We start from the raw sequence: 24,042 nt of genomic DNA on the forward strand, positions 1-24,042 counted from the left end.
TATGAAGGAACTGCTTACAAGGTCTTTATCAGGATTTTTATATATCTTGATATTATTAATTTCTATATTTATTCATAAATATACTTTCATTGGAGTATTTCTTATCTTTGGTATTATCTGTATTTATGAATTTCAAAAGTTAATTCATTTAAAAAAAGTTTGGCTTTACATTGTATTTATTGGATTTCTTTTTTTATTCCATACCCCTAATTTTAAGACACCATATTCGATTACTTTGATTGTTCTGGCTCTTACTATAATCACACAATTATTTTTAGTTAGAGATCTTATTACAATTCGAATAATTCCTATGTTCGAAAAAAGAAAATACTTTACCAGTATATTTTTCCTTATTACCTCAATAGTATTTTTAACACTCATACCATCATATGACGATAAATACAATCCTATTATGGTAGCAGGGCCACTTTTAATGATTTGGACAAACGATACATTTGCCTATTTGGTTGGTAAAAACTTTGGAAAACATAAGTTATTAGAACGCATATCTCCTAAAAAAACTATTGAGGGTTTTATTGGAGGTTTTCTTTTTACTTTATTAGCAGGGTACTTAATAGCTATATTCTCTGAGACCCTATCGATTATGGTCTGGTTGATTATAAGTATAATTATGAGTATTTTTGGCACTCTAGGCGACCTTATACAGTCTAAATTTAAAAGGCAAGCCGGAGTAAAGGATAGTGGATCGATAATGCCTGGTCACGGCGGAATTTTCGATCGTCTGGATAGCATTATATTTGCTAGTCCATTTTTATATGCATTTTTACAAATATTGAAGCATGTTTCATAAAGAAGGTTATAAAATTATTTCAGTAGCAATAGTACTTTTTCTAGGTATTAATGCAGCATCTTACGTATCAATTCAGATAGACGAATGGATTATCGGTATATTTTCGGTTACATTGGTTTTTTTGATATTAATATTACAATTTTTCAGAAACCCCAAAAGACATACTGATGTAAATGACAATACAGTCGTAGCCCCAGTAGATGGAAAAGTAGTAGTCATAGAAGAAGTATTTGAAAAAGAGTACTTCAAAGAAAACAGACTACAGGTTTCTATTTTCATGTCTCCAATTAATGTTCACGTAACCAGACATCCAATTAATGGAGATGTAAAATTAAGTAAATATCACCCTGGAAAATATCTTGTTGCTTGGCATCCCAAAGCATCTGAAGAAAATGAACGAACAACAGTTGTTGTAAAAAATAGTTTTGTTGAGATTCTTTATCGACAAATTGCTGGGGCGTTAGCAAAAAGAATTGTAAATTATGCTAAAGAAGGTGAAAAAGTAACCCAAGGTTCTGATAGTGGATTTATTAAATTTGGTTCCAGAGTAGATGTATTTTTACCTATAGGAACAGAAATTAATGTCTTACTAAATCAAAAAGTTAAAGGAGGAGAAAGTATTATCGCTAGCGTATAGTTTATGACCAATGAGGAATTAAATATCACTTTCCAAAAGGCTTTTGAAAAAGCTTGCAATACCAAAATAGAATTGCCACCTGATGTTATGCTACATTTCTATGCATACTACAAACAAGCAACATATACAGAAGGTTTTTATACTCCGTCCGGAAACAGTGAGCTTAGAAATGCGTTTAAACTCAATGCGCTGTTTCAAGTAAAGAATCTTACTCCAGAAGAAGCTAAATTAAAATATATAGAACTAGTTAATAAACATATAACCGACGTATAAAAAAGCACCTTAATCTAAAGATTAAAGTGCTTTTTGTCTACTATTTTTTTTAACAACTATCCTAAACTAGAAAGACTAGATTTTAAAGTAGCTATTTTTGCCTCTGCATCTGCTTCCTTCTTACGCTCATTAGTAATAACTTGCTCAGGTGCGTTGTTTACAAAGCGTTCATTTTGAAGTTTTTTCTGAACAGATTTTAAAAACCCTTCAGTATATGCTAATTCCTCTGTTAGTTTCTTAATCTCGTCTTCGATATTAATGGTTCCAGAAATTGGAATAAAATACTCATTGGATTTTACTCTAAACGAAAGCGCTCCGTCGACTTTATTAGTTACATAATCCACAGAAGAAATATTACCTAATTTAGACACTACCGAATCAAAGGTTGCTGGAGTACTCTCATTATTTACTATCGCTAATTCAATTGTTTCTTTAAAAGATATATTCTTTTCTTTACGAATTGTTCTAATTCCGGAAATCACATCTGCAGCAATTTCAAACTCTTTTATTAAACTTTCATCAACAGAAGTCATCTTGGGCCAACTTGATATGATTAACGCTTCTTCAGGAGTTCTTTTAGCAATATCTTGCCAAATCTCTTCTGAAATAAAAGGAACAAATGGATGTACAATTTTCAGAGTATCTTCTAATATTCCAATTACTTCTTCATAAGTTTTCCCATCAATTGGGCTTTGATAAGCTGGTTTGATCATTTCTAATAACCAACCACTAAAATCATCTCTAACCAATTTATAAGTAATCATCAATGCATCACTAATTCGATATTTAGAATAAGCATCTTCTAATTCTGCTAAGGTTTTTTGAAACTTGGATTGATACCAATCAATGGCAATTGCAGAGGATTGTGGCTGCTCTATAGAAGCATCCACTTCCCATCCGCTAATCAAATTATATGAATTATATATTTTATTCACAAAAGATTTTCTCCCTTGATCACACAGATCTTCTTCAAACATTAGATCATTTCCAGCTGGAGAGCTTAATAACATCCCTACTCGTATAGCATCAGCCCCATATTTAGATATTAAATCTAAAGGATCAGGTGAATTACCTAAAGATTTAGACATTTTACGTCTTTGCTTATCCCTAACAATACCAGTAAGATATACATTGGTAAAAGGTTTCTCTTTTCTATATTCATATCCTGCTATGATCATTCTTGCTACCCAAAAGAATAAAATTTCTGGTGCCGTTACTAAATCATTAGTTGGATAATAGTAATTAATCTCTTTATTATCTGGTTCTAGAATACCATTAAACACACTCATTGGCCATAACCAAGATGAAAACCAGGTATCTAAGGCATCTGGATCTTGAGTAAGATCAGAATCAATTAAAGAAGCATTACCTGTTTTTTCTTTTGCCAAAACCAGTGCTTCTTCTCTACTCTCTGCAACTACAAAATCTTCTTTACCATCACCATAGAAATATGCAGGAATTTGATGTCCCCACCATAACTGGCGAGAAATATTCCAATCTCTTACATTTTCCATCCAATGGCGATATGTATTGATGAACTTCTCTGGAACCAGATTCACATCTTTTTCTAAAACCGCATCCAATGCAGGTTTAGCTAAATTTTCCATTTTCAGAAACCACTGATCGCTTAATTTTGGTTCTATTACCGCCTTGGTTCGCTCACTTGTTCCAACTTTATTAAGATGAGTTTCTGTTTTTTCCAGAACACCTAAGCTTTCTAATTCTTTTAGAATCTCTTTTCTTACTACAAATCGATCCTTTCCTTCATAATGTAATCCATAAGAATTTAGTGTAGCATCATCATTAAAGATATCTATTACCGCTAATTTATACTTATCACCTAAAACCTTATCATTTTGATCGTGTGCAGGGGTTACCTTAAGACATCCTGTACCAAACTCCATATCCACATATTCATCCTCAATAATCGGAATTGCTCTATTCGCAATTGGCACTATTGCTTTTTTACCTTTTAAGTGCGTAAAACGTGGATCATTTGGATTAATACAAATCGCTGTATCTCCCATGATCGTTTCCGGACGCGTTGTGGCAATTGTTAATGTATCATCACTTCCCTCTATTTTATACTTTAAATAATAAAGATTTCCTTGTTTTTCTTCATAAATAACCTCTTCATCAGACAAAGTAGTCTTTGCTTCAGGATCCCAATTAACCATTCTATACCCTCTATAGACAAGGCCTTTATTGTACAAATCAACAAAAACTTTAATCACAGACTCAGACAAATTGTCATCCATAGTAAACGCAGTACGCTCCCAATCGCAAGAAGCTCCTAGTTTTTTAAGCTGTTCTAGGATAATTCCCCCATGTTTATGAGTCCATTCCCAAGCATGTTCTAAAAACTCCTCTCTTGTAAGGTCGTTTTTATCTATTCCTTCTTCTTTTAACTTCGCCACTACTTTAGCCTCTGTGGCAATAGAAGCGTGATCAGTACCAGGAACCCAACAAGCATTATATCCTTTAAGACGAGCCCTTCTAATCAATACATCCTGTATTGTATTATTAAGCATATGCCCCATATGCAATACTCCTGTTACATTTGGTGGAGGAATGACAATAGTATATGCCTCTCTTTCATCAACTTCAGAATGAAAATAATTATTCTCCATCCAGTAGTTATACCACTTATCTTCTATTGATTTTGCATCATACTTTCCAGCTAAAGCCATAGTTTGGTCCGGTTTTTGGAATTTAGAGTGCAAAAGTAATTATTAAATACGACAACATGAAAGTCTTTTGCAATTTTGAAGTTGGATAAAAAGTAACTACTTTTACACATTATAAAAACCTACGTTATGAGAAATGTAATGATGATTTTATTTATTGGTTTTCTGGGGATTACCCTAAACGCCCAGGAAGCTAAAGCAAAAATCGAGTTTAAATCAGAAGTGATCGATTATGGGGAAATTACCAAGGGTAGTGATGGTATTCGCCAATTCGAGTTCACAAATACAGGAAATGCTCCATTGATCATTTCCAGAGTATATTCTAGTTGTGGATGTACAATACCTAAAAAACCTGAAGATCCAATTGAACCTGGAACAACAGGAGTTATAGAAGTAAAATATGACACAAAAAGAGTTGGACCAATCCGTAAAACCATTACAGTATATTCTAATGCTGAGGAATCTACCAAAGCTATTAAGATAAAAGGTACTGTACTTGACGATACGAAAAGTGTTCTGGAAAAAAAGAACTAGAGATTCACTAAGATAATATTGATAAAGGCTTTACGTTAATTCGTGAAGCCTTTTTTAAATGACTTTTTTAAGAAAAAACGTGAATTTCATCTCTACACCAAGACGTTCTACTTCAATTGTAATTTTCTTTCCTTCTTCTGAATAAAACAAATCATTCAAATCGGAAAGTTCATACAGATAAGACTTTCTACCATTTACCCCTAGAACTTTATCCCCTTTTAATAACCCAACTAATGCTGCAGGTGAATTTGGTCTAACCTCAGTGATTATATATTCTGGCTGTAATGAATATACAAAAGTACTAGCATCAGCTTTAAGAACATTAACCAAGATTTTACCATTATCCCTAGTTATAAAACCTAATGATGGTTTAGAAGGAGCTTTACGTATATTATAATCTTTCGAAACTCTTACACCACTATGCTGAATAGTGAGACCACTCATATTATAATTGAAAGGTTTATTAAAAAAATTATTCTTCCTAAAGGTTATCTTTTGGTTAGGGTAATCCATAATCATATTAAACCTCCTTAGCACACTACCGCCGATAGAGCCTTGACGATTTTTTAATGAAATTCCTTGTATATAAAGAGAATCAGGAAAAGATGCTGTGACTTCATTAATTTTAAAACCCCCTAAATGTAGGCTTTTGACTTTTGTTTTTTGTCCATATATCTCTCCGTTGAATCCTGTTCCTAAAAAGTCTTCAAAAGAATCTTCCGGTACATTGAGATTAATATCAGAATTTTCAAACAACCATAGCGCTGAACTAGATCCAGAGTCCAATAAAAGATTTACATCAATTAACCCTTTATCTGTTTTGTACTTAGCTTTAATCAAAGGTCTCTTTCTGCCATTGCTTAAATCTAAATCTGTTTGATAACACTTTTTGCATTTTTTATATTGATATGATTCAGGATCGAATATTTTAATAAATTCTTTTGAATAGCTAATATTCAGAATAAATTCTTTAAAAAAATCGTATCCTATAATTCCATGAACTGGAAACCCCATCATAGGAGAAAAATTCATAGTCTCATCAAAGATCATATATACAGTATGATCATTACTGTAAGTATTTCCTATTTTTAATAAATTGCCCGTGGATTTTATTGCTTCTGCTGGTTCATCGTTTCCTAATCCTCTCAAGAAAATTTTTGAAGCATTTTTTAATTCTAAAGATTCTCTTTGGTCGATACTAAAAAGAATAGTAGAACCCACTCCTGTATCTAAAATAAAAGACAGCTGAACTCCATTGAGCTCTACAGGTATTATTATAAGATTATTAGCTAATTCAAACTTAATCTTATCACTACGCTGATCATCAGGTAATTTAAACCCCTCTTGTCCAATACAAGCAAAAGAAACAATTAAAAATAGAATTAAGGCTTTCTCTTTAAGAAAATGATAAAAATCTAGGTACAAAATCTCCATTACTCTAAATATAGAAAAATACTTGAAAATTCATGATAATAATTAACTTAAATCCTAAATAATTTAGGAAATTTACTGCTATTTTACTTTATAAAAATTAAAAAAATGCCAGTAATATCAAGTAAAGGTAAAGCAATGCCCGAATCTCCCATTCGTAAATTAGCTCCTTTTGCAGAAAAAGCGGTAAAAGAAGGAAAACATATTTTTCGTCTTAATATCGGACAGCCGGATATAAAAACACCTATCGAGGCTATGGATGCTGTAAGAAATCACAAACTAGATGTTCTTGCCTATAGCCATTCAGCAGGTTTTAAAAGCTTTAGAAAAAAACTAACAGGATATTACGCAAAACATGATATTACAATATCCTCTGATGATATTTTAATCACTACAGGAGGAAGCGAAGCATTAATTTTTACAATGGGGAGTATTACGGATCCAGGTGATGAAATTATTGTTCCTGAACCGTTTTATGCTAACTATTACAGTTTTTCTACTCAATCAACAGTAACCGTAGTACCTGTAATTTCGACAATTGACAATGGATTTGCACTACCTCCAGTAAAAGAATTCGAAAAACTTATTACCCCTAAGACGAAAGCTATTCTAATTTGCAATCCAGGCAACCCTACAGGGTATCTATATAGCAGAGAAGAAATACGACAGTTAGCAAAACTAGCTATTAAACACGATTTATTCCTAATCTCAGATGAAGTATACAGAGAATTTGTATATGGAAATTCAGAACATTACTCGATTTTACAAGAAAGAGCTCTTGAGGATCACGCCATAGTGGTTGATTCGGTTTCTAAGCGATATAGCATGTGTGGAGCTAGAATAGGATGTATGGTAAGTAAAAACAAAAGTGTTATGGAAACAGCGATGAAGTTTGCACAAGCAAGACTAAGCCCTCCTACTTTTGCACAAATTGCCAGCGAAGCAGCGCTAGAAGCTCCAGAATCATACTATATTGAAACAGTAGCAAAATATAAGATAAGAAGAGACACACTAGTCGAAGGATTAAGACAAATACCAGGTATTAAAGTAGCTATGCCAAATGGGGCTTTTTATTGTATTGCAGAACTACCTATAAAAGATGCAGATCATTTTGCAAAATGGCTATTAGATGAGTTTCACGTAAACAACGAAACACTAATGTTAGCTCCTGCTTCAGGATTTTATTCTAGTCCTAATGTAGGATTAAATCAAGTAAGAATAGCCTACGTTCTGAATAGAAGAGATCTAAAAAAGTCTATTAATATTCTAAAACTAGCATTAGAAAAATATACTGATCAAAAAACAATTGTAGTCGCCGAAGAAAATATTACTTTATAAAACTATAAATAATCATATATTTCGGAACTTATAGTGAAAAGAAAATAGCAGTTAATCTAAATTCCATCATTTTTGAAAATAGAACGTAACAAATCTCTTAAAGAACATAATACATTTGGTATTAACGTAAAAGCAACAGAGTTTATAAAAATCAATTCTGAAAAAGAGCTTATAGAGATACTTTCTATGCACAAAGGAAAAAATATTTTCATTCTTAGTGGCGGGAGTAATATGTTACTTACTAAAGATCTAGAAGCACTTGTTTTACATATTACGATTAAAGGGATAACAACTAATATTGAATCTGATAATTCAGCATTAGTTTCTGCTAATGCGGGAGAAAACTGGCATGATTTTGTTGAATTCTGTATCCATAATAATTTTGGAGGCATAGAAAACCTGTCGCTAATACCTGGATATGTTGGTAGTGCTCCGATTCAAAACATTGGCGCGTATGGTGTAGAGATAAAGGATAGTTTTATTAGTTGCGAAGCTATTCACGTTGCTAGTGGCACAAAAAAACTCTTCACAAGAGAAGAGTGCAATTTTGGATATAGAAATTCTATTTTTAAGAACGAATTAAAAGGAAAATATATTATTACAAAAGTGACTTTTAGGCTAACTACTAAAAATCATGTTTTGAACACAAGCTATGGAGCTATTGAAAAAGCATTAATAGAACAAAATATTATATCTCCGACAATTAAAGACGTTTCAGAAACAGTAATATCTATCCGTAAAAGTAAATTACCAGATCCCGAAGAAATTGGAAATAGTGGCAGCTTTTTTAAAAACCCTGTAATTCCTTCAGAAAGTTTTGCCGAGCTACAAAAATTACACCCAGATATTCCATTTTATCAAGTAGACAAAAATAACACTAAGATTCCGGCAGGTTGGCTTATCGAACAAAGCGGGTTTAAAGGAAAACGCTGGGGTGACGCCGGAGTACACATTAAACAGGCGCTAGTACTAGTAAACTATGATAATGCCAGCGGGCAAGAAATATTAGAAATCTCCAAAAAAATTCGAGAAACTATTAAAGAAAAATTTGGAATCGTATTAGAAACTGAGGTAAACATAATTTGAGCATTCCTGTATTTTTTTGAAATCCGAATATGAATCAAATTTTCTATAAATCATAATTTCAGCTATTTTTCTTTGTATCTTTGCATACTAATTTAGATAGTATTAAATTATGAAACTGGTATTACTTACAGTTGGTCTTTTATTAATAGCTTTTGCAGGAATTGCTATTAAATTATGGGCCAAAAAAGATGGGAAATTTGCAGGAACCTGTGCAAGTCAAAGTCCTTTTCTTAACAAAGAAGGCGAATCTTGTTCTATGTGCGGCAAGACTCCAGATCAATATGCTAACTGTGATGAAACAGAGCACTCTAAATAATTGATCAACGATTTCCATTCAAAAATACTTCATTGGAAAAAGAACTCTTAACACTATCAGAACATATAAAAAAGGCTAAAGAAGGCAAGCAAGCATCTTTTAATTATCTTTTAGATACTTTTTGGAATGACGTTTTTAATTTTCAACTTAAGAGAACTCAAAACGAATATGAAGCTGAAGATATATCTATTCAGAGTTTTTCTAAGGCATTCGATAAAATAGACACATTTAAAGAGGAATATAATTTTAAAACTTGGTTAATCCAGATTTCTAAAAATATCCATATTGATCTATTAAGGAAAAAAAATGCTTCAATCCGCTCTAAAACAACTATCGAGGTTGGTGATGTAGTTTATAAAATAATAGATGACACACCAACACCTGAAGATAAATTGATTACCGAGCAAAATCTTGCTCAATTACTTAGATACATCAAACAGCTTAAACCACATTATCAAGAGGTTATAAACCTAAGATATTTTCAAGAATTGAGTTATAAAGAAATTTCTGAAGTATTAGATGAGCCTATGAACAATGTAAAGGTGAAATTACTAAGAGCCAAAAAACTTCTTGCGGAAATTATTACTAATAAAAAAGGGAGTTAGTTAAATTTCAAAAATCTAATTAACTCCCCTTTTATTGTTCTCAATTAATCACTTTAATCTATCTAAGGCTAAAAGTGGCTATTCTTTTTAAGACCTCATGCAATGGATTAATCCATTTATCATTTATTTTCTTATCGTATTTAATAAATTTCTGTACGAGTCCTTTAGGAGCAGATATTTCTTTTTCAATACCAGTTATATTGATAAAATCCTGATTACTAATTAACCATTTTTCTACTCGTTTCCTGTTTTTTTGCAATTGTTTCTGTTGTTCTAAATCTTCTTTTGACATTTTGTGTTTGGTTTTTTAACTTTTTTTTAATGAATAAAAAATGGGGTTAAGCTAATTTTAACCATGATTTAAAGTATTTCTACTCAAAATTATGTATGTCAAAAATATGAAAAGAAATTATATTATGCACAAAAGCCACAAAAAAATTACGGTTTTACCATAATTTTTTTTCAATATATCAAAGAAAATATCCCCAAAAACGATATACACACTTAATCCAACACGTATATAACATACTGGAAATCAATTTAAAAAAAAATTAAATCATATAAAAAAATTCCACAATCCCTAATATGATAATTATCATTTTTTTTTATCTAAAAATTCCCTAGAAACTACATTTTGTAAGGATAATACTACCAAAATAAGGTTGTTAGAAATCTGAAATTTCCAGATTTGCTCTATTAAACTTATAAAATTCTGATCACGATAATAAGATGTATGAGAACCAAACCAAAACTCAGAAGAATATCTAAAACTATATTTTAATCTAAGCTTTCTTTGTATTTTTGTACAAAATATTGCTGGGTATGAATAATGATGTAATTACTGCAACTCCTCCAAAAGGAAAACCAAAATGGTTACGGGTAAAATTACCAACTGGAAAAAAGTATACAGAACTTCGTGGTTTAGTAGATAAATATAATTTGCATACCATATGTACTTCAGGAAGTTGCCCCAATATGGGCGAATGCTGGAGTGAAGGTACTGCTACTTTTATGATATTAGGTAACATTTGTACCAGATCCTGTGGTTTTTGCGGTGTAAAAACAGGAAGACCAGAAACAGTAGATTGGGAAGAACCTGAAAAAGTTGCCCGTTCTATTAAAATTATGAATATTAAACATGCCGTGGTAACTTCTGTAGATAGAGATGATTTAGCAGATGGAGGATCGATCGTATGGGCAGAAACCATTCAGGCAATTCGTCGAATGAACCCTGAAACTACCTTAGAAACCTTGATACCTGATTTTCAAGGAAAGACCAAAAATATAGATAGAATTATTGCTGTAAAGCCAGAAGTTGTTTCACATAATATGGAAACAGTGAAAAGACTAACAAGAGAAGTTCGAATCCAGGCTAAATATGAACAAAGCCTTCAGGTTCTTAAGTATCTAAAAGATAATGGTATCAATCGTACAAAAAGTGGAATCATGTTGGGTCTTGGTGAAACTGAAGAAGAAGTCATACAGGTTCTTAAGGACTTAAGAACTGTAAATCTTGACATTGTAACTATCGGACAATATCTGCAACCAAGCAAGAAACATTTACCAGTAAAACAATTTATTACACCAGATCAATTTAAAAAATATGAAGAGATTGGGCTAGAAATGGGCTTCAGACATGTAGAAAGTGGAGCATTAGTTCGTTCTTCGTACAAAGCTCAAAAACACCTGACTTAATTTTTTTATAAGTATTGATCTAATGAATACACCCATAAGAATAGCTATTAACGGGTTTGGAAGAATCGGTCGTAATCTTTTTAGATTATTAATTAATCATCCGGATATCGAAGTTGTAGCAATAAATGATCTTGCTGATGCAAGAACACTAAGCCACCTTCTTAAATACGATAGTATACATGGAGTTTTAACTCATGACATATCTCATAAAGACAATTCCATTGTAGTTAATAGCAAGTTGATCCCTTTACTAAATGAAAAACATCCTGGGGATTGTAACTGGAAAAAGCATAATATTGATATCGTAGTAGAAGCAACAGGAAAATTTAAAACTAAAGAAGCTGCTTTACAACACATTACTGCTGGGGCTAAAAAAGTAATTCTTTCAGCTCCCCCTCTAGAAGATTCCATAAAAACTATTGTATTAGGTGTCAATGAACATATTCTCAATGGCAAAGAGACCATTATATCTAATGCATCTTGCACAACCAATAATGCCGCTCCTATGATCAAAGTAATAGATCAACTTTGTGGTATTGAGCAAGCATACATAACAACAATTCACAGCTATACAACCGATCAAAGCTTACACGATCAACCTCATAGAGATCTTCGTAGAGCTCGAGCAGCAAGTCAATCCATAGTTCCTACAACAACTGGAGCTGCGAAAGCATTAACAAAGATTTTTCCAAAATTGAGTAATGTTATAGGAGGATGTGGGATTAGAGTCCCTGTTCCGGATGGATCACTAACCGACATAACATTTAATGTAAAAAAAGAAACTTCTATAGAAGAAATTAATAATGCTTTTAAGAACGCTTCAGAATCTCATCTAAAAGGTATTTTAGCTTATACAGAAGACCCAATTGTATCTGTAGATATTATAGGAAATCCACATTCTTGTGTTTTCGACTCTCTAATGACTTCTGTTATCGGAAAAATGGTCAAAATCATAGGTTGGTATGATAATGAAATAGGGTATAGTAACAGAATAATAGATTTAATTATCAACATTTGTAAGAAATAACTATATTAGTTGAGATATTTCAAGGAAAATGCCAACCCAAATCAAACATTTTATATTTATATTTTTACTTAGTTGTAGCTTCATGGTTTCTTCGCAAACTGGAGAAATACAAGGAAACAAAGGGGTTAAGGATTCTATTGAGAACTATCTAACCAAAGCTTCTTATGCTATAAACACTGCTCAATTAGCTACTGCTTTAGAAAATATCACACTTGCAAAAGAACTTGCAGTAGAAAATCAGGATAAAACATACAAAGCTAAAACAAATCGAGTTTTAGCAGAACTGTATCTGGAATTAGGTGACCTAAAAAGCGCAAAGGAACAAATAAAAAGTGCAATAGAGATTCAAATAAAACAAGAAGATGAAATTGCGTTAGCTAATTCTTATAATGTATGTGGATCAATACACACAAAGCTTAAAGATTTTGCAAATGCTAAAAAACATCTGGAACTTGCATACTCATTAATTAAAAAAAACAATTTAGAAAGATTGGAAGGCCCAGTAAAGATTAACACAGGTCTTTTAGCTCTAGAAATGAATCAACCAGAAATAGCGATTAAACATTTTAATAGTGGCCTTCCGAAAGTTGATTTTCTCGAACAATCCTATTATAAAGCAAAACTCTATACTAATAAGGCAAGAGCTGAAATGGCACTAGATTCACTAGATAATGCCATCGCCACTAATGATTTAGCAATGCAGATAGGCTCTGAAATGGGGTATTTTGAAATACAATCAGAAAGCTTTCAATTGTATAGCCAGATTTATGAAAAGAAAAAAGATTTCGAAACATCACTTGCTAATCTAAGATCTCATCAACAATTCAAAGATTCTTTATTTAATATCAACAAAGAAATAATCGCCCAAGATGCAAGAGCAAAATTAAGTCTAGGTGATGATAAGGTTAAAATAGAAGAACTTACAGAAGAAAACAAACAACAACAAAAATCACTTAAACTCGGACGACTTACCACTATTTTAAGTATTGCGTTAATAACAATACTATCACTTCTTACTCTTTCTTTGTACAAAAACAATAACCTGAGAGCAAGAGCCAATGAATTGCTACAAAATAAAAACACGGAACTGATTTTAGCAAAAGAAAATGCGGAGCGAGCAAGTGAAGCAAAAGTTCAATTCTTATCCACTATAACACATGAACTACGAACTCCCTTGTATGCTGTAACAGGATTAACTCATTTATTGCTAGAAGAAAGTCCTACTCCTAATCAAAAAGAACATCTGAATTCTCTTAAGTTTTCTGGAGAATACCTACTTTCTTTAATCAATAACATATTAGACCTAAACAAGTTAGAAGCAAACAAAGTTGAGATAGAAAACACTTCTTTCAATCTTCAGAAAAGAATTAATGATGTTTTAATAGCTTTAGGGAAGTCAGCAAAAGATCGTAACAATAATCTGCACTACGAATTTGATAAATCAATCCCTACTAAACTTAAAGGGGATCCTTTGAAGATTTCACAAATTCTCATCAATCTTATAGGAAACTCTATTAAGTTTACTCAAAATGGAGATATCTGGATCAAGGTTAAGATGATCAATCATATTGAAAATAAGGTTTTTCTTAATTTCGAAATTAAAGATAACGGAGTTGGTATATCTGATAAAAAACAACTGAGCATTTTCGAAAACTTCACACAAGGATCAGTTCAGATTAATAGAAAATTTGGAGGTACTGGTTTAGGGTTATCAATAGTTAAAAACCTACTATCGCTAATGGATAGCGAAATAAAATTAGAAAGTGAATTAGGACAAGGATCCAGATTTCATTTTGATCTTAAATTTGAAGTGTTTGAGGATATTCTGTCTAATTATCAAGAAGAAGCAAAAAAAATCGACTACAGTGTAATGGTAGACAAAAAAGTTCTGGTTGTAGAAGATAATAAAATCAATCAACTGATAACTAGAAAGATTTTAGAGAAAAACAAAATGATCTGCGATGTAGCTGATAATGGAGATATCGCTGTCAATAAAGTAAAAAATAGCGAGTTTGATTTAGTTCTTATGGATATTCATATGCCAGGAATAAGCGGAATTGAAGCAACAAAACAAATTAGAGAATTTAATACCGAAATTCCTATTGTAGCCTTAACCGCTGTAACACTGGATGACAATTTAGATGAGTTCTACAACAACGGCTTTAATGACATCATTCCAAAACCATATAAAACAGAAGAGTTTTTCACTAAACTACATAAAGCGCTGTCAAAAAAACAAACCACTTCTTAAAAATTTAGAATATCTAATGATTAACATATAACTCAGCACAAGAGATATTTATTTTCTTTGTTTGAGTTAGTAGAATATATAAAATGAGGCAACAAAAGTAAGACCTTATTTTTTTATATAACTCAATATGCTATTATCAAAAACATCTCGATTTTTGATAAATTTCATCTCTATTGGTTGATACCATAATACGTCTTCAGAAAAATTAGGAGCTAACCTCACATAATCCTTTTCCGTAGTAATTATGAACGTACACTTTTTTAACTCATCAAGTTCAACATCTGTAAAGTTATGATGATCAGGATAATTAATGTGATTAAATTTAAGACCTAAAGAATGATAATAATCTATTAAAGGTTTTGGATTAGCGATTCCGGTAACTAAGGTAAACGAAGTTTTTTTAAGCATATCTAATGATCGCTTGTCTGACGCACTGATAATACTATCTCCATAATCAATTGTGGAAAATAACAAGATCTGAGAAGGTTTTACTCTTAATTTATTTTCAATTTCCTTTATACTTTCATCTCCTAAATTATTTGGACATTTAGTAACCACAATAATATCCGCACGATCTGCACCAATTCTAGGTTCTCTTAAATTTCCTGTAGGCAACATAATATCATTACAATACAAATCATAATACGGAGTAAGTAAAATGTAAAATCCTGCGTTTACTTTACGATGCTGATAAGCATCATCTAACAAAATAACTTCAAGATTAGAATTCTGCATTTTTAAACTCCTTATACCATTACGTCTATCTTCATCAACAGCCACCGTAACGTTAGTAAATTTAGTTTTAAATTGTAATGGCTCATCTCCCACCTCTTTCGCTGTAGCATCAACCTTCACCTCATGAAAACCTTTAGTTTCTCTTCTATATCCCCTACTAAGTGTTGCTAACACAACTTTATCCTTTAGCAATCGGATAAGATATTCAACCATAGGTGATTTCCCAGTTCCACCAACACTCAAATTACCCACGGCGATCACCGGAAAATCATAAGAAACTGATTTTTTTACTCCTAAATCATACAATTTATTGCGCAACCAAGTCACGAAATAGTAGACAGGAACAATTGGAAAAAGTATTTTTCGTAATATATTCAAACGCTTATACTTACTATTTATAATTTTATAATGACAAATGTATAAAACGAAACTTTGATTATTGGCAAAAGTTTTTTTACATTCAATTTATATTTAAAAACATTCACAAATGCAGATTAAAGAGGTCATACAACACCTTGAAACTTTAGCTCCATCCAATTACGCTGAAGATTTTGACAACATAGGGTTATTAGTTGGGGATAAAAACACAACTGTTACAGGGGTTCTTGTTACACTAGACACTTTAGAAATTATCATAGACGAGGCTATAGAAAAGAACTGCAATCTTATCGTTAGCTTCCATCCAATAGTTTTCAAAGGCCTTAAAAAATTTAACGGCAATAATTATGTAGAACGTGTGGTTATGAAAGCAATCAAACATGACATAGCTATTTACGCAATCCATACAGCACTAGACAATGCCTTGCATGGAGTAAATGATATGATTTGTGAACAACTCGGATTATTAAATAGAAGAATCTTAATTCCGCAAAACGGAAACATAAAAAAGTTAGTCACTTTTGCCCCGAATAAAGAAGCTGATTCGTTACGATCTAAACTATTCGATGCTGGAGCTGGCACTATTGGTAATTATGATCATTGTAGTTTTTCATCAGAAGGAACTGGAACTTTCAGAGCTTCGGAAAACGCAAACCCTTCTATTGGAAAAATTGGAAAAACTCATCAAGAAAAAGAAACTCAGATACAGATTACATATCCAAAGCATAATGAAAATAGAATCTTAAAAGCTTTAACTGACAACCACTCATATGAAGAAGTTGCTTATGAAATCACAACTTTAGAAAATAAAAACCAACATATAGGTATGGGTATGATTGGAGAGCTACCTAAAGAAATGAATGAGACTGGATTTCTAAAACATATCAAAGAAATTTTCCAAACAGGCTGTGTCCGACATTCTGCCTTACTCGACAAACCAATTAGAAAAGTTGCTGTATTAGGAGGTAGTGGTAGTTTCGCAATTAAAAACGCCCAAAACGCTGGGGCAGATATATTTATCACAGCTGATCTTAAATATCACCAGTTTTATGAAGCAGAAAATAAGATTATTCTTGCAGATATCGGTCATTATGAAAGTGAGCAGTACACAAAAAACTTAATTGTTAGCTATCTTAGAAAAAAAATCAGTAATTTTGCAATCATTTTATCGGATAAAAACACCAATCCCATTCAATACATCTAAAATATGGCAAAGAAAGAAGTTACTGTTGAGCAAAAATTAAGAGCATTATACGATTTGCAATTAATTGACTCTAGAGTTGATGAGATTAGAAACGTGCGTGGAGAGCTTCCATTAGAAGTTGAAGATCTTGAAGATGAAGTAGCCGGATTAAACAAAAGATTAGAAAAATTAAACACAGATCTTGAAACTATCGACGAAAGTATCAAGACTAAGAAAAACCTAATCGAAGAAGCTAAATCTTTAATCAAAAAATACGGAGAGCAACAGAAAAATGTACGAAACAATCGTGAATACAACTCTCTTAGTAAAGAAATAGAGTTTCAGGAGCTAGAAATTGAGTTATCCGACAAGCATATCAAAGAGTTTAAAGTACAGATCGTTCAGAAAAATGAGATTATAGATCAGACTAAAGAACGTCTTTCTGAAAGAAACAAGCATCTTAGCCACAAAAAAGGTGAGCTTGATGCCATTCTTGCAGAAACCGAAAAAGAAGAACAAGCTTTAATAGCTAAGTCTGAAGATTTTCAAAAACAAATAGAAGAAAGATTAGTAGCTGCTTATAACAGAATCAGAAATAATGTAAAGAATGGACTAGCAGTTGTACCAATTGAGCGTGGAGCTTCTGGAGGTTCTTTCTTCACAATCCCTCCTCAAGTTCAAATGGAGATTGCTTCTCGCAAAAAGATTATTACTGATGAGCATAGTGGCCGTATCTTAGTAGATCAAGCTTTAGCACAAGAAGAAAAAGAAAAAATGGAGACAATGTTTTCTAAACTGTCTTAAATTTATTTTTTTTATATAATATTATAGCCTCAGAAATTTCTGAGGCTTTTTTTATTCTCTATAAAAACTACAGATGAACAACATTCTTATTATAGGCAGTGTCTGGCCAGAACCTAATTCATCGGCAGCTGGAACCCGAATGTTGCAATTAATACAATTATTCTTATCCGAAGGCTGGAAAATTACTTTTGCAAGCGCAGCAGCAGAGAGTAATCACATGCACAACATCGAAACACTTGGCGTCACTAAAGCCAATATCGAAATTAATAATAACAATTTTGATAACTTCATAAATGAATTAAACCCCAATATTGTCATGTTCGATAGATTCATGACAGAAGAACAATTTGGATGGAGAGTTGCTAAACACCTTCCAGATACTCTTAGAATTTTAAATACCGAAGATTTACACAGTCTTCGCAAAACTAGGCAAGAAACATTTAAAGCAGGAACCACATTTAACTATTCAGATTTAAAAAATAGTAACATTACAAAAAGAGAAATTGCCAGCATCTATCGCTGTGACCTCTCTTTAATTATTTCTAATTTCGAAACAAACTTATTAGAACAAGTATTCAACATCGACAAAAATCTGGCATATCACCTACCTTTTCTCCTAGACCCAATTACAGAAGAAACAAAACAAAAATGGCCCTTGTTTAATAAAAGAAATCATTTTATAACTATAGGGAATTTTCGTCATGAACCGAACTGGAATAGCGTTCTATACCTTAAAGAAATCATCTGGCCGTTAATAAGAAAACAATTACCTGAAGTAGAATTACACATATTTGGCGCCTACCCTCCTCCAAAAGCAACACAATTACACAATCCGAAGCAAGGTTTTCATATCAAGGGCTGGGCAAAAAATGCGCAAGAGGTCATGAAACAAGCTCGTGTATGCCTTGCTCCTTTGCGCTTTGGAGCAGGAATCAAAGGAAAATTAGTCGAAGCAATGCTGTGCGGAACTCCTAGCATCACCTCAACAATTGGAGCAGAAGGTATGCTTGGAGAAGACTCTGACTGGAATGGTTTTATAAAGGACAAACCAGAAGAATTTGCAGATGCTGCCATAAAACTATACAACAATCAAAACATCTGGAACCAAGCACAACAAAATGGAATAGAAATTGTGAATACACTATTTCTGAAGGAAAAATATAGCAATCAATTTATTCAACATATAATAGAACTACAGAATAACCTAGAAAACTATCGCACTAAAAACTTCATAGGATCCATGTTACAACACCACACATTGCGAAGTACCGAATTTATGTCGCGATGGATTGAGGAGAAAAACAAATAGAATACCCTAGCCTAATCATATGCAACCCTACCTTTCTTTTTTCATTACTAAACAACAAAAAAAGCTCCCTCACATAAGTGAAGAAGCTATAAATATCGTTAAAACTCTTTTCTAATTAAAGAGCTGCTACGTACTTAGCTAATTTAGATTTTACATTAGCTGCTTTATTATCATGGATAATATTGCGTTTTGCCAATCTATCAATCATAGAAACTACAGAAGGAAACAAAGTCTCAGCTTCTTTCTTATCCGCTTCACGTAATTTTTTGATAGCATTACGCGTTGTTTTATGCTGATATTTGTTTCTAAGACGCTTAGTCTCACTATTTCTAATTCTCTTTAATGCTGACTTATGATTTGCCATCTTTTCTTTGTTAAATTTCTTTATTATAAAATTCGTAGCCCGTAGGGGAATCGAACCCCTCTTACATGGATGAAAACCATGCGTCCTAGCCGATAGACGAACGGGCCTTTTTTCCTTTTCCAAGGATTGCAAATTTATAGATTTAACCATAAACTTGCAATTAATTTTTTAATCGTAGCCCGTAGGGGAATCGAACCCCTCTTACATGGATGAAAACCATGCGTCCTAGCCGATAGACGAACGGGCCATAGTTGTTTGTCTAATTGCGGATGCAAAAATACAACTATTTTTTAATGGCGCAAGAGTTATTTTATTTTTTTCTAAAACTTAATATGCTTTAGCAAATAACACCCTCATTTTAGAAGGCTTACCACTATATACACAATCCCCATTTTCTTCTTTAGCATCAAAAGGAATGCAACGTATGGTTGCTTTAGTCAATTCTTTTATCTTTTGCTCAGTTTCGATAGTACCGTCCCAATGAGCCGATATAAAACCTCCTTTATTCTCTAAAACATCTTTAAACTCATCAAAAGAAGAAACCTCTGTAATATGATCGTCTCTATACTCTGTTGCTTTCTTATGTAAACCTTCTTGTATTTCAGTAAGCAAAGACTCGATAGTACTTACAACTTCATCTTTATTTACAAATTGTTTCGATAAGGTATCACGACGTGCTAGTTCTACCGTTCCTTTTTCCAAATCCTTAGGACCAATTGCTATTCTCAATGGAACACCTTGTAATTCATACTGAGCAAACTTAGCTCCGGGTCTATAAGTATCTCTATTATCAAACTTTACAGAAATCTCCTTCGCTTTTAAATCTCTAACCAACTCATTTGCGACTTCTGAAATTTGACTCAATTGCTCTTCCCCTTTATATATCGGAACAATCACAACTTGTATCGGAGCAAGACTAGGAGGCAAAACCAATCCATTATCATCACTATGGGTCATAATCAGCGCGCCCATCAATCTGGTTGACACCCCCCAAGATGTAGCCCAAACATAATCAAGCTTTCCTTCTTTAGAAGTAAACTTCACATCAAATGCTTTTGCAAAATTCTGTCCTAAAAAATGCGATGTTCCTGCTTGTAATGCTTTACCATCCTGCATCAACGCTTCGATACAATATGTATCTTCTGCACCAGCAAAACGTTCACTTTCTGTTTTTCTTCCTTTAACTACCGGGATAGCCATGAAATTTTCCACAAAATCAGCATACACGTTATTCATTTGTTCGGTTTCCGCAATCGCTTCTTGTCTTGTTTCGTGAGCTGTATGACCTTCTTGCCATAAAAACTCAGCCGTTCTAAGAAACAAGCGTGTTCTCATCTCCCACCTTACTACATTCGCCCATTGGTTTATTAAAATAGGTAAATCTCTATATGATTGAACCCAGCCCTTGTAAGTATTCCAAATAATTGCCTCAGAAGTAGGACGAACAATTAGCTCTTCTTCCAACTTAGCTTTTGGATCTACTATTAATTTCGAAGGATTCTCTGGATCTGTTTTTAATCTATAATGAGTTACTACTGCACACTCTTTTGCAAAGCCTTCCGCATTTTTTTCTTCAGCTTCAAACAGACTTTTGGGAACAAAAAGAGGAAAATATGCATTTTGATGACCTGTTTCCTTAAATTTTCGATCTAATTCAGCTTGCATTTTCTCCCAAATTGCATATCCATAGGGCTTAATTACCATGCACCCTCTTACCGCTGAATTCTCAGCTAAATCAGCCTTTACGACCAATTCGTTATACCATTTAGAGTAATCCTCACTACGTTTTGTTAGATTTTTGCTCATAACCTGCTATTTGGCACAAATGTTGTGACTTTGTTAAATAAAAAATAGTTAGCGCAAAACTAACTAAATTTGTATTGTTCAACAATAAAATAAGGAGATATGCGACTTAAAAATTATTTTCAAAAAAAAGGAGCTGTTGGGATTTTTCTCACAGCCTCTCTACTTATGTTGACATCTTGTGGTTCATATGACTATGTATCTTATGATGATGGCATTTATGGTGAAAGAAGAAGCCAAAGAAACTATGAACCTCAACCTACCAGAACAGAAACTGGGACGGCGTCTAATTATTACTCTAATTATTTCTCAGAAAAATCAGCTCAGATTGATAATGCTATAGAGCAGGACGCTATTTTTACGGATGTAGATTCTTATTCTAGCGAAAATTACAACCCTTCTGACACCACTGGTATTGCTCAGAATTATGAAGGCGGACAACCTACTTGGGGTAGCAATAGTGATGAAATATCCATAAACATTATAGATAACGGTTGGAACAACTGGGGATGGAACGCCGGTTGGGGTAATGGATTTGGTTTAGGCTGGAACAACTGGGGATGGAATGCTGGTTGGGGTAATGGATTTGGTTTAGGCTGGAACAACTGGGGATGGAATGCTGGCTTCGGATGGGGAAATCCTTACTGGTATGGTGGTGGATTTTGGTGCCCACCTTATTACAACAATGGTTTTGGATTCTACGGAAGAAATAGAATTGCATACAATAGAGGTTTTAGAAATAGAGGTTTTAGGAATGCATATGCAAGTAATTATAGAAATCGTGGTGCCTTCAATAACAGGTCTAGAGCATATAATAGCAATAATAGATCTCGTAACAGTTCATATAACAACCGAAATTCTTATAATAACAGAAGAAGAATTTCTGCCGACAACAATAGAAGAACAAGAAACTCCGCATACTCAAATGGGACAAGATCACGAAACAATAACACATATTCTCGATCAAGATCCAGCTCTTCTAATAGAAGCGGCACAAGAACATATAATAGCGGAAGTAGATCAAGAAGTAGTTCCGGAACGAGAAATTATTCTGGCTCTAGCAGAAGCAGAAGTTCTAATAGCGCTACCAGAAGTCGTAGTTCTAGTCGCAGTAGCGGATCTCGTTCTGGTGGAAGTCGAGGATCCTCTAGAAGTCGAGGAGGAAGAGGATAAAATTCACATTAATCAAAGAATATAATTCATATATGAAAAAGATATTTTTATTCATAGGTGTACTATCCATGTCTTTTTTGAGCGCTCAGGACATCTCTGATGCATTAAGGTATTCTCAACAGGATATTTTAGGAACCGCTCGCTTTAGAGGAATGAGTGGAGCTTTTGGCGCTCTAGGAGGTGACATGTCTGCACTACAAATAAACCCTGCAGGATCTGCAGTATTTCTAGGCTCTACAGGTTCAATTACACTTTCTACATCAAACATTCAAAATGATGCTAGTTACCTAAATGGTGTCAGTACGGCTTCTTCGTCTAACCTTAATTTCAATCAAATCGGAGCTGTTTTTGTATATAATAATGGAAGTGAGTCTTCAGGCTTAAATAAGTTATCCTTAAGTATCGCATACGATCAGACAACAGATTTTGCGGATGAGCTTTTTGTTTTTGGTCGTAGTAGCAATTCTATAGCTGAATATTTCTTAGGAGAAGCACAAGGAGTTCCATTATCATCGATAGGTCCAATTACTGGCAATGAAACAGTTCAAGATGTTTATATAGACCTAGGAGAAAATAGTGGTGCGGATGGTTTTAGATATCAACAAGCTTTTTTAGGAAATCAAAGCGGCATCATAGTAGCTGATGACCCAAATGACCCAAATAACACCTCTTATTCTTCTGCCGTGGTAAGTGATATTAACAATCCAGCTGTACAAGATTACTATTATGAAAGCACTGGATTAAACGGGAAATTTACTGTAAATGGAGGAGCACAAATACACGATAAATTCTATATAGGAGTCAACCTCAATTCTCACTTCATTAACTATGATAGAGTAACCGATTTTTTTGAAGGAAATAATAATGCCGGAAGTTCTATTAATGAAATACTATTTACAAATCGTTTATCCACAATTGGAGCTGGTTTCTCTGCACAAGTTGGAGGTATCCTAAAAGTATCTAATATGCTTAGACTAGGTGCTTCATTCGAATCACCAACCTGGTACTATATCCAAGAAGAAACAACACAACGCCTAGAAACTTTTAGTAATGCTAATGGTAGAGTTTTAGTAGACCCTAACGTCATAAATATCTTTCCAGAGTACCAACTGCGCACTCCAGCAAGAGCAACCGGGAGTATTGCAGTATTATTTGGAAAACGAGGACTAATTAGCTTAGATTATTCGTATAAAGATTATTCATCTACAGAATTTGACTCTGATGAAGGAGCAAATTTTTCTGATTTAAATAGACAAATAGAAAACACTTTACAAGGTGCTTCTACACTTAGAATAGGTGGAGAATTAAGAAATGGTAATTGGAGTTTTAGAGGAGGTTATAGGTACGAAGAAAGCCCATACAAGAACGAATCCATCCTCGGAGAAAGAACCGGGCTATCTCTAGGAATAGGCTATAACTTCGGAAAAGTAAAATTCGATATCGCTTACGACTATTCGGAGCAACAACGTAATCAAGAATTTCACCCTAACTCCAGTTTCACTAATTTCGCATCTATAGATAGCTATAGAGATAATCTTACCTTCACGTTAGGTTTAAATTTATAACAACAAGTCGCATTGAAAAATTTAAGGAGTTGATTAT

The 24,042-nt window shown here is 33.2% G+C and carries 22 protein-coding genes and 2 tRNA genes; 16 read left to right on the plus strand and 8 right to left on the minus strand.

The annotated features are described in order from the left end of the window. The first annotated feature begins 1 nt into the window (after window position 1). From Q0921_RS13045 to Q0921_RS13055, 3 genes are read left to right on the plus strand one after another with little or no spacing between them, the layout of a single operon-like run. Window positions 2-811 carry a phosphatidate cytidylyltransferase gene (locus Q0921_RS13045; RefSeq protein WP_299257522.1) on the plus strand — a complete coding sequence of 270 codons (810 nt, stop codon included), beginning with the start codon at window positions 2-4 and terminating at the stop codon, window positions 809-811. Then, a complete protein-coding gene (locus Q0921_RS13050) occupies window positions 801-1,448 on the plus strand; it encodes a phosphatidylserine decarboxylase family protein (RefSeq protein ID WP_299257524.1) in 648 nt (215 codons plus the stop codon). Before Q0921_RS13045 ends, Q0921_RS13050 begins: the two co-directional genes overlap by 11 nt. A 3-nt stretch (window positions 1,449-1,451) precedes the next feature. Continuing rightward, window positions 1,452-1,721 carry an acyl-CoA-binding protein gene (locus Q0921_RS13055; RefSeq protein WP_299257526.1) on the plus strand — a complete coding sequence of 90 codons (270 nt, stop codon included), beginning with the start codon at window positions 1,452-1,454 and terminating at the stop codon, window positions 1,719-1,721. Window positions 1,722-1,777: 56 nt separating this feature from the next. Here the strand turns inward: Q0921_RS13055 and Q0921_RS13060 are convergent, their stop codons facing one another. Continuing rightward, on the minus strand, window positions 1,778-4,411 hold the full coding sequence (locus Q0921_RS13060; protein ID WP_299257528.1) for a valine--tRNA ligase: 2,634 nt from the start codon (window positions 4,409-4,411) through the stop codon (window positions 1,778-1,780). A 126-nt stretch (window positions 4,412-4,537) separates the two neighbouring features. Here Q0921_RS13060 and Q0921_RS13065 point away from each other — a divergent pair, with 126 nt between their 5' ends. Further along, window positions 4,538-4,942, plus strand: a complete 405-nt coding sequence (locus tag Q0921_RS13065; RefSeq protein ID WP_299257530.1) for a DUF1573 domain-containing protein — start codon at window positions 4,538-4,540, stop codon at window positions 4,940-4,942. Window positions 4,943-4,996: 54 nt separating this feature from the next. Here the strand turns inward: Q0921_RS13065 and Q0921_RS13070 are convergent, their stop codons facing one another. Continuing rightward, window positions 4,997-6,376, minus strand: a complete 1,380-nt coding sequence (locus Q0921_RS13070) for an aspartyl protease family protein (protein ID WP_299257532.1) — start codon at window positions 6,374-6,376, stop codon at window positions 4,997-4,999. A 105-nt stretch (window positions 6,377-6,481) separates the two neighbouring features. Between Q0921_RS13070 and Q0921_RS13075 the strand changes: the two genes are divergently transcribed. From Q0921_RS13075 to Q0921_RS13090, 4 genes are all read left to right on the plus strand, one after another. Beyond that, window positions 6,482-7,711: a pyridoxal phosphate-dependent aminotransferase gene (locus tag Q0921_RS13075; protein ID WP_299257534.1), complete on the plus strand. Its 1,230-nt coding sequence runs from the start codon at window positions 6,482-6,484 to the stop codon at window positions 7,709-7,711. Window positions 7,712-7,783: 72 nt separating this feature from the next. Continuing rightward, window positions 7,784-8,797: a UDP-N-acetylmuramate dehydrogenase gene (gene murB, locus Q0921_RS13080; protein WP_299257536.1), complete on the plus strand. Its 1,014-nt coding sequence runs from the start codon at window positions 7,784-7,786 to the stop codon at window positions 8,795-8,797. Window positions 8,798-8,906: 109 nt separating this feature from the next. Beyond that, on the plus strand, window positions 8,907-9,113 hold the full coding sequence (locus Q0921_RS13085) for a membrane or secreted protein (protein ID WP_299257538.1): 207 nt from the start codon (window positions 8,907-8,909) through the stop codon (window positions 9,111-9,113). A 32-nt stretch (window positions 9,114-9,145) separates the two neighbouring features. Next, the gene (locus Q0921_RS13090; protein WP_299257540.1) at window positions 9,146-9,718 is read left to right on the plus strand and encodes a sigma-70 family RNA polymerase sigma factor; all 573 of its coding nucleotides are present in this window, start codon (window positions 9,146-9,148) and stop codon (window positions 9,716-9,718) included. 58 nt (window positions 9,719-9,776) lie between these two features. Here Q0921_RS13090 and Q0921_RS13095 read toward each other — a convergent pair whose 3' ends face one another. After that, entirely contained in the window at window positions 9,777-10,010 is a 234-nt protein-coding gene (locus tag Q0921_RS13095; protein ID WP_299257542.1) for a hypothetical protein, read from the minus strand. A gap of 530 nt (window positions 10,011-10,540) precedes the next feature. On the opposite strand from Q0921_RS13095, the gene lipA reads away from it, so the two are divergent. The 3 genes from lipA to Q0921_RS13110 all read left to right on the plus strand — a co-directional run bounded on the left by lipA (window position 10,541) and on the right by Q0921_RS13110 (window position 14,691). After that, window positions 10,541-11,413: a lipoyl synthase gene (gene lipA, locus Q0921_RS13100; RefSeq protein WP_299257544.1), complete on the plus strand. Its 873-nt coding sequence runs from the start codon at window positions 10,541-10,543 to the stop codon at window positions 11,411-11,413. A gap of 22 nt (window positions 11,414-11,435) precedes the next feature. Continuing rightward, window positions 11,436-12,440: a type I glyceraldehyde-3-phosphate dehydrogenase gene (gene gap / locus Q0921_RS13105; RefSeq protein WP_299257546.1), complete on the plus strand. Its 1,005-nt coding sequence runs from the start codon at window positions 11,436-11,438 to the stop codon at window positions 12,438-12,440. Window positions 12,441-12,522: 82 nt separating this feature from the next. Beyond that, window positions 12,523-14,691 (plus strand): response regulator, encoded by a 2,169-nt coding sequence (locus tag Q0921_RS13110; RefSeq protein WP_299257548.1) that lies wholly within the window; start codon window positions 12,523-12,525, stop codon window positions 14,689-14,691. Between the two features lie 105 nt (window positions 14,692-14,796). Here Q0921_RS13110 and lpxK read toward each other — a convergent pair whose 3' ends face one another. Further along, window positions 14,797-15,804: a tetraacyldisaccharide 4'-kinase gene (lpxK, locus tag Q0921_RS13115; RefSeq protein WP_299257550.1), complete on the minus strand. Its 1,008-nt coding sequence runs from the start codon at window positions 15,802-15,804 to the stop codon at window positions 14,797-14,799. A 109-nt stretch (window positions 15,805-15,913) separates the two neighbouring features. On the opposite strand from lpxK, the gene Q0921_RS13120 reads away from it, so the two are divergent. From Q0921_RS13120 to Q0921_RS13130, 3 genes are all read left to right on the plus strand, one after another. Then, entirely contained in the window at window positions 15,914-17,008 is a 1,095-nt protein-coding gene (locus Q0921_RS13120; RefSeq protein ID WP_299257552.1) for a Nif3-like dinuclear metal center hexameric protein, read from the plus strand. Window positions 17,009-17,011: 3 nt separating this feature from the next. Further along, the gene (locus tag Q0921_RS13125; RefSeq protein ID WP_299257554.1) at window positions 17,012-17,791 is read left to right on the plus strand and encodes a C4-type zinc ribbon domain-containing protein; all 780 of its coding nucleotides are present in this window, start codon (window positions 17,012-17,014) and stop codon (window positions 17,789-17,791) included. Window positions 17,792-17,864: 73 nt separating this feature from the next. Continuing rightward, complete coding sequence (locus Q0921_RS13130; RefSeq protein ID WP_299257556.1) at window positions 17,865-19,100, plus strand: glycosyltransferase; 1,236 nt, start codon at window positions 17,865-17,867, stop codon at window positions 19,098-19,100. Between the two features lie 115 nt (window positions 19,101-19,215). Here Q0921_RS13130 and rpsT read toward each other — a convergent pair whose 3' ends face one another. The 4 genes from rpsT to proS form a co-directional block, all read right to left on the minus strand. Further along, complete coding sequence (gene rpsT / locus Q0921_RS13135; protein WP_299257558.1) at window positions 19,216-19,464, minus strand: 30S ribosomal protein S20; 249 nt, start codon at window positions 19,462-19,464, stop codon at window positions 19,216-19,218. Window positions 19,465-19,499: 35 nt separating this feature from the next. Continuing rightward, window positions 19,500-19,571, minus strand: a tRNA-Glu gene (locus Q0921_RS13140). A 68-nt stretch (window positions 19,572-19,639) separates the two neighbouring features. Continuing rightward, window positions 19,640-19,711: transfer RNA gene (locus Q0921_RS13145), tRNA-Glu, on the minus strand. Window positions 19,712-19,791: 80 nt separating this feature from the next. Continuing rightward, window positions 19,792-21,270 carry a proline--tRNA ligase gene (gene proS / locus Q0921_RS13150; protein ID WP_299257560.1) on the minus strand — a complete coding sequence of 493 codons (1,479 nt, stop codon included), beginning with the start codon at window positions 21,268-21,270 and terminating at the stop codon, window positions 19,792-19,794. A gap of 99 nt (window positions 21,271-21,369) precedes the next feature. On the opposite strand from proS, the gene Q0921_RS13155 reads away from it, so the two are divergent. Beyond that, a complete protein-coding gene (locus tag Q0921_RS13155; RefSeq protein ID WP_299257562.1) occupies window positions 21,370-22,440 on the plus strand; it encodes a hypothetical protein in 1,071 nt (356 codons plus the stop codon). A 32-nt stretch (window positions 22,441-22,472) separates the two neighbouring features. Further along, window positions 22,473-24,005 carry an OmpP1/FadL family transporter gene (locus Q0921_RS13160; protein WP_299257565.1) on the plus strand — a complete coding sequence of 511 codons (1,533 nt, stop codon included), beginning with the start codon at window positions 22,473-22,475 and terminating at the stop codon, window positions 24,003-24,005. Window positions 24,006-24,042: the final 37 nt, after the last annotated feature.

The sequence above is a fragment of the uncultured Aquimarina sp. genome (assembly GCF_947496855.1).
Lineage (GTDB): Bacteria > Bacteroidota > Bacteroidia > Flavobacteriales > Flavobacteriaceae > Aquimarina.

Excerpts from the sequence above, each read along its gene's own strand:
- Q0921_RS13045 (WP_299257522.1), top strand. The coding sequence starts at position 2 with ATGAAGGAACTGCTTACAAGGTCTTTATCAGGATTTTTATATATCTTG.
- Q0921_RS13070 (WP_299257532.1), bottom strand. The coding sequence starts at position 6,376 with ATGGAGATTTTGTACCTAGATTTTTATCATTTTCTTAAAGAGAAAGCC.
- Q0921_RS13120 (WP_299257552.1), top strand. The coding sequence starts at position 15,914 with ATGCAGATTAAAGAGGTCATACAACACCTTGAAACTTTAGCTCCATCC.
- Q0921_RS13065 (WP_299257530.1), top strand. The coding sequence starts at position 4,538 with ATGAGAAATGTAATGATGATTTTATTTATTGGTTTTCTGGGGATTACC.
- proS (WP_299257560.1), bottom strand. The coding sequence starts at position 21,270 with ATGAGCAAAAATCTAACAAAACGTAGTGAGGATTACTCTAAATGGTAT.
- Q0921_RS13160 (WP_299257565.1), top strand. The coding sequence starts at position 22,473 with ATGAAAAAGATATTTTTATTCATAGGTGTACTATCCATGTCTTTTTTG.
- lipA (WP_299257544.1), top strand. The coding sequence starts at position 10,541 with ATGAATAATGATGTAATTACTGCAACTCCTCCAAAAGGAAAACCAAAA.
- Q0921_RS13110 (WP_299257548.1), top strand. The coding sequence starts at position 12,523 with ATGGTTTCTTCGCAAACTGGAGAAATACAAGGAAACAAAGGGGTTAAG.
- rpsT (WP_299257558.1), bottom strand. The coding sequence starts at position 19,464 with ATGGCAAATCATAAGTCAGCATTAAAGAGAATTAGAAATAGTGAGACT.
- Q0921_RS13130 (WP_299257556.1), top strand. The coding sequence starts at position 17,865 with ATGAACAACATTCTTATTATAGGCAGTGTCTGGCCAGAACCTAATTCA.
- Q0921_RS13050 (WP_299257524.1), top strand. The coding sequence starts at position 801 with ATGTTTCATAAAGAAGGTTATAAAATTATTTCAGTAGCAATAGTACTT.
- Q0921_RS13060 (WP_299257528.1), bottom strand. The coding sequence starts at position 4,411 with ATGGCTTTAGCTGGAAAGTATGATGCAAAATCAATAGAAGATAAGTGG.
- Q0921_RS13085 (WP_299257538.1), top strand. The coding sequence starts at position 8,907 with ATGAAACTGGTATTACTTACAGTTGGTCTTTTATTAATAGCTTTTGCA.
- Q0921_RS13125 (WP_299257554.1), top strand. The coding sequence starts at position 17,012 with ATGGCAAAGAAAGAAGTTACTGTTGAGCAAAAATTAAGAGCATTATAC.
- Q0921_RS13055 (WP_299257526.1), top strand. The coding sequence starts at position 1,452 with ATGACCAATGAGGAATTAAATATCACTTTCCAAAAGGCTTTTGAAAAA.
- Q0921_RS13155 (WP_299257562.1), top strand. The coding sequence starts at position 21,370 with ATGCGACTTAAAAATTATTTTCAAAAAAAAGGAGCTGTTGGGATTTTT.
- Q0921_RS13095 (WP_299257542.1), bottom strand. The coding sequence starts at position 10,010 with ATGTCAAAAGAAGATTTAGAACAACAGAAACAATTGCAAAAAAACAGG.
- gap (WP_299257546.1), top strand. The coding sequence starts at position 11,436 with ATGAATACACCCATAAGAATAGCTATTAACGGGTTTGGAAGAATCGGT.
- Q0921_RS13075 (WP_299257534.1), top strand. The coding sequence starts at position 6,482 with ATGCCAGTAATATCAAGTAAAGGTAAAGCAATGCCCGAATCTCCCATT.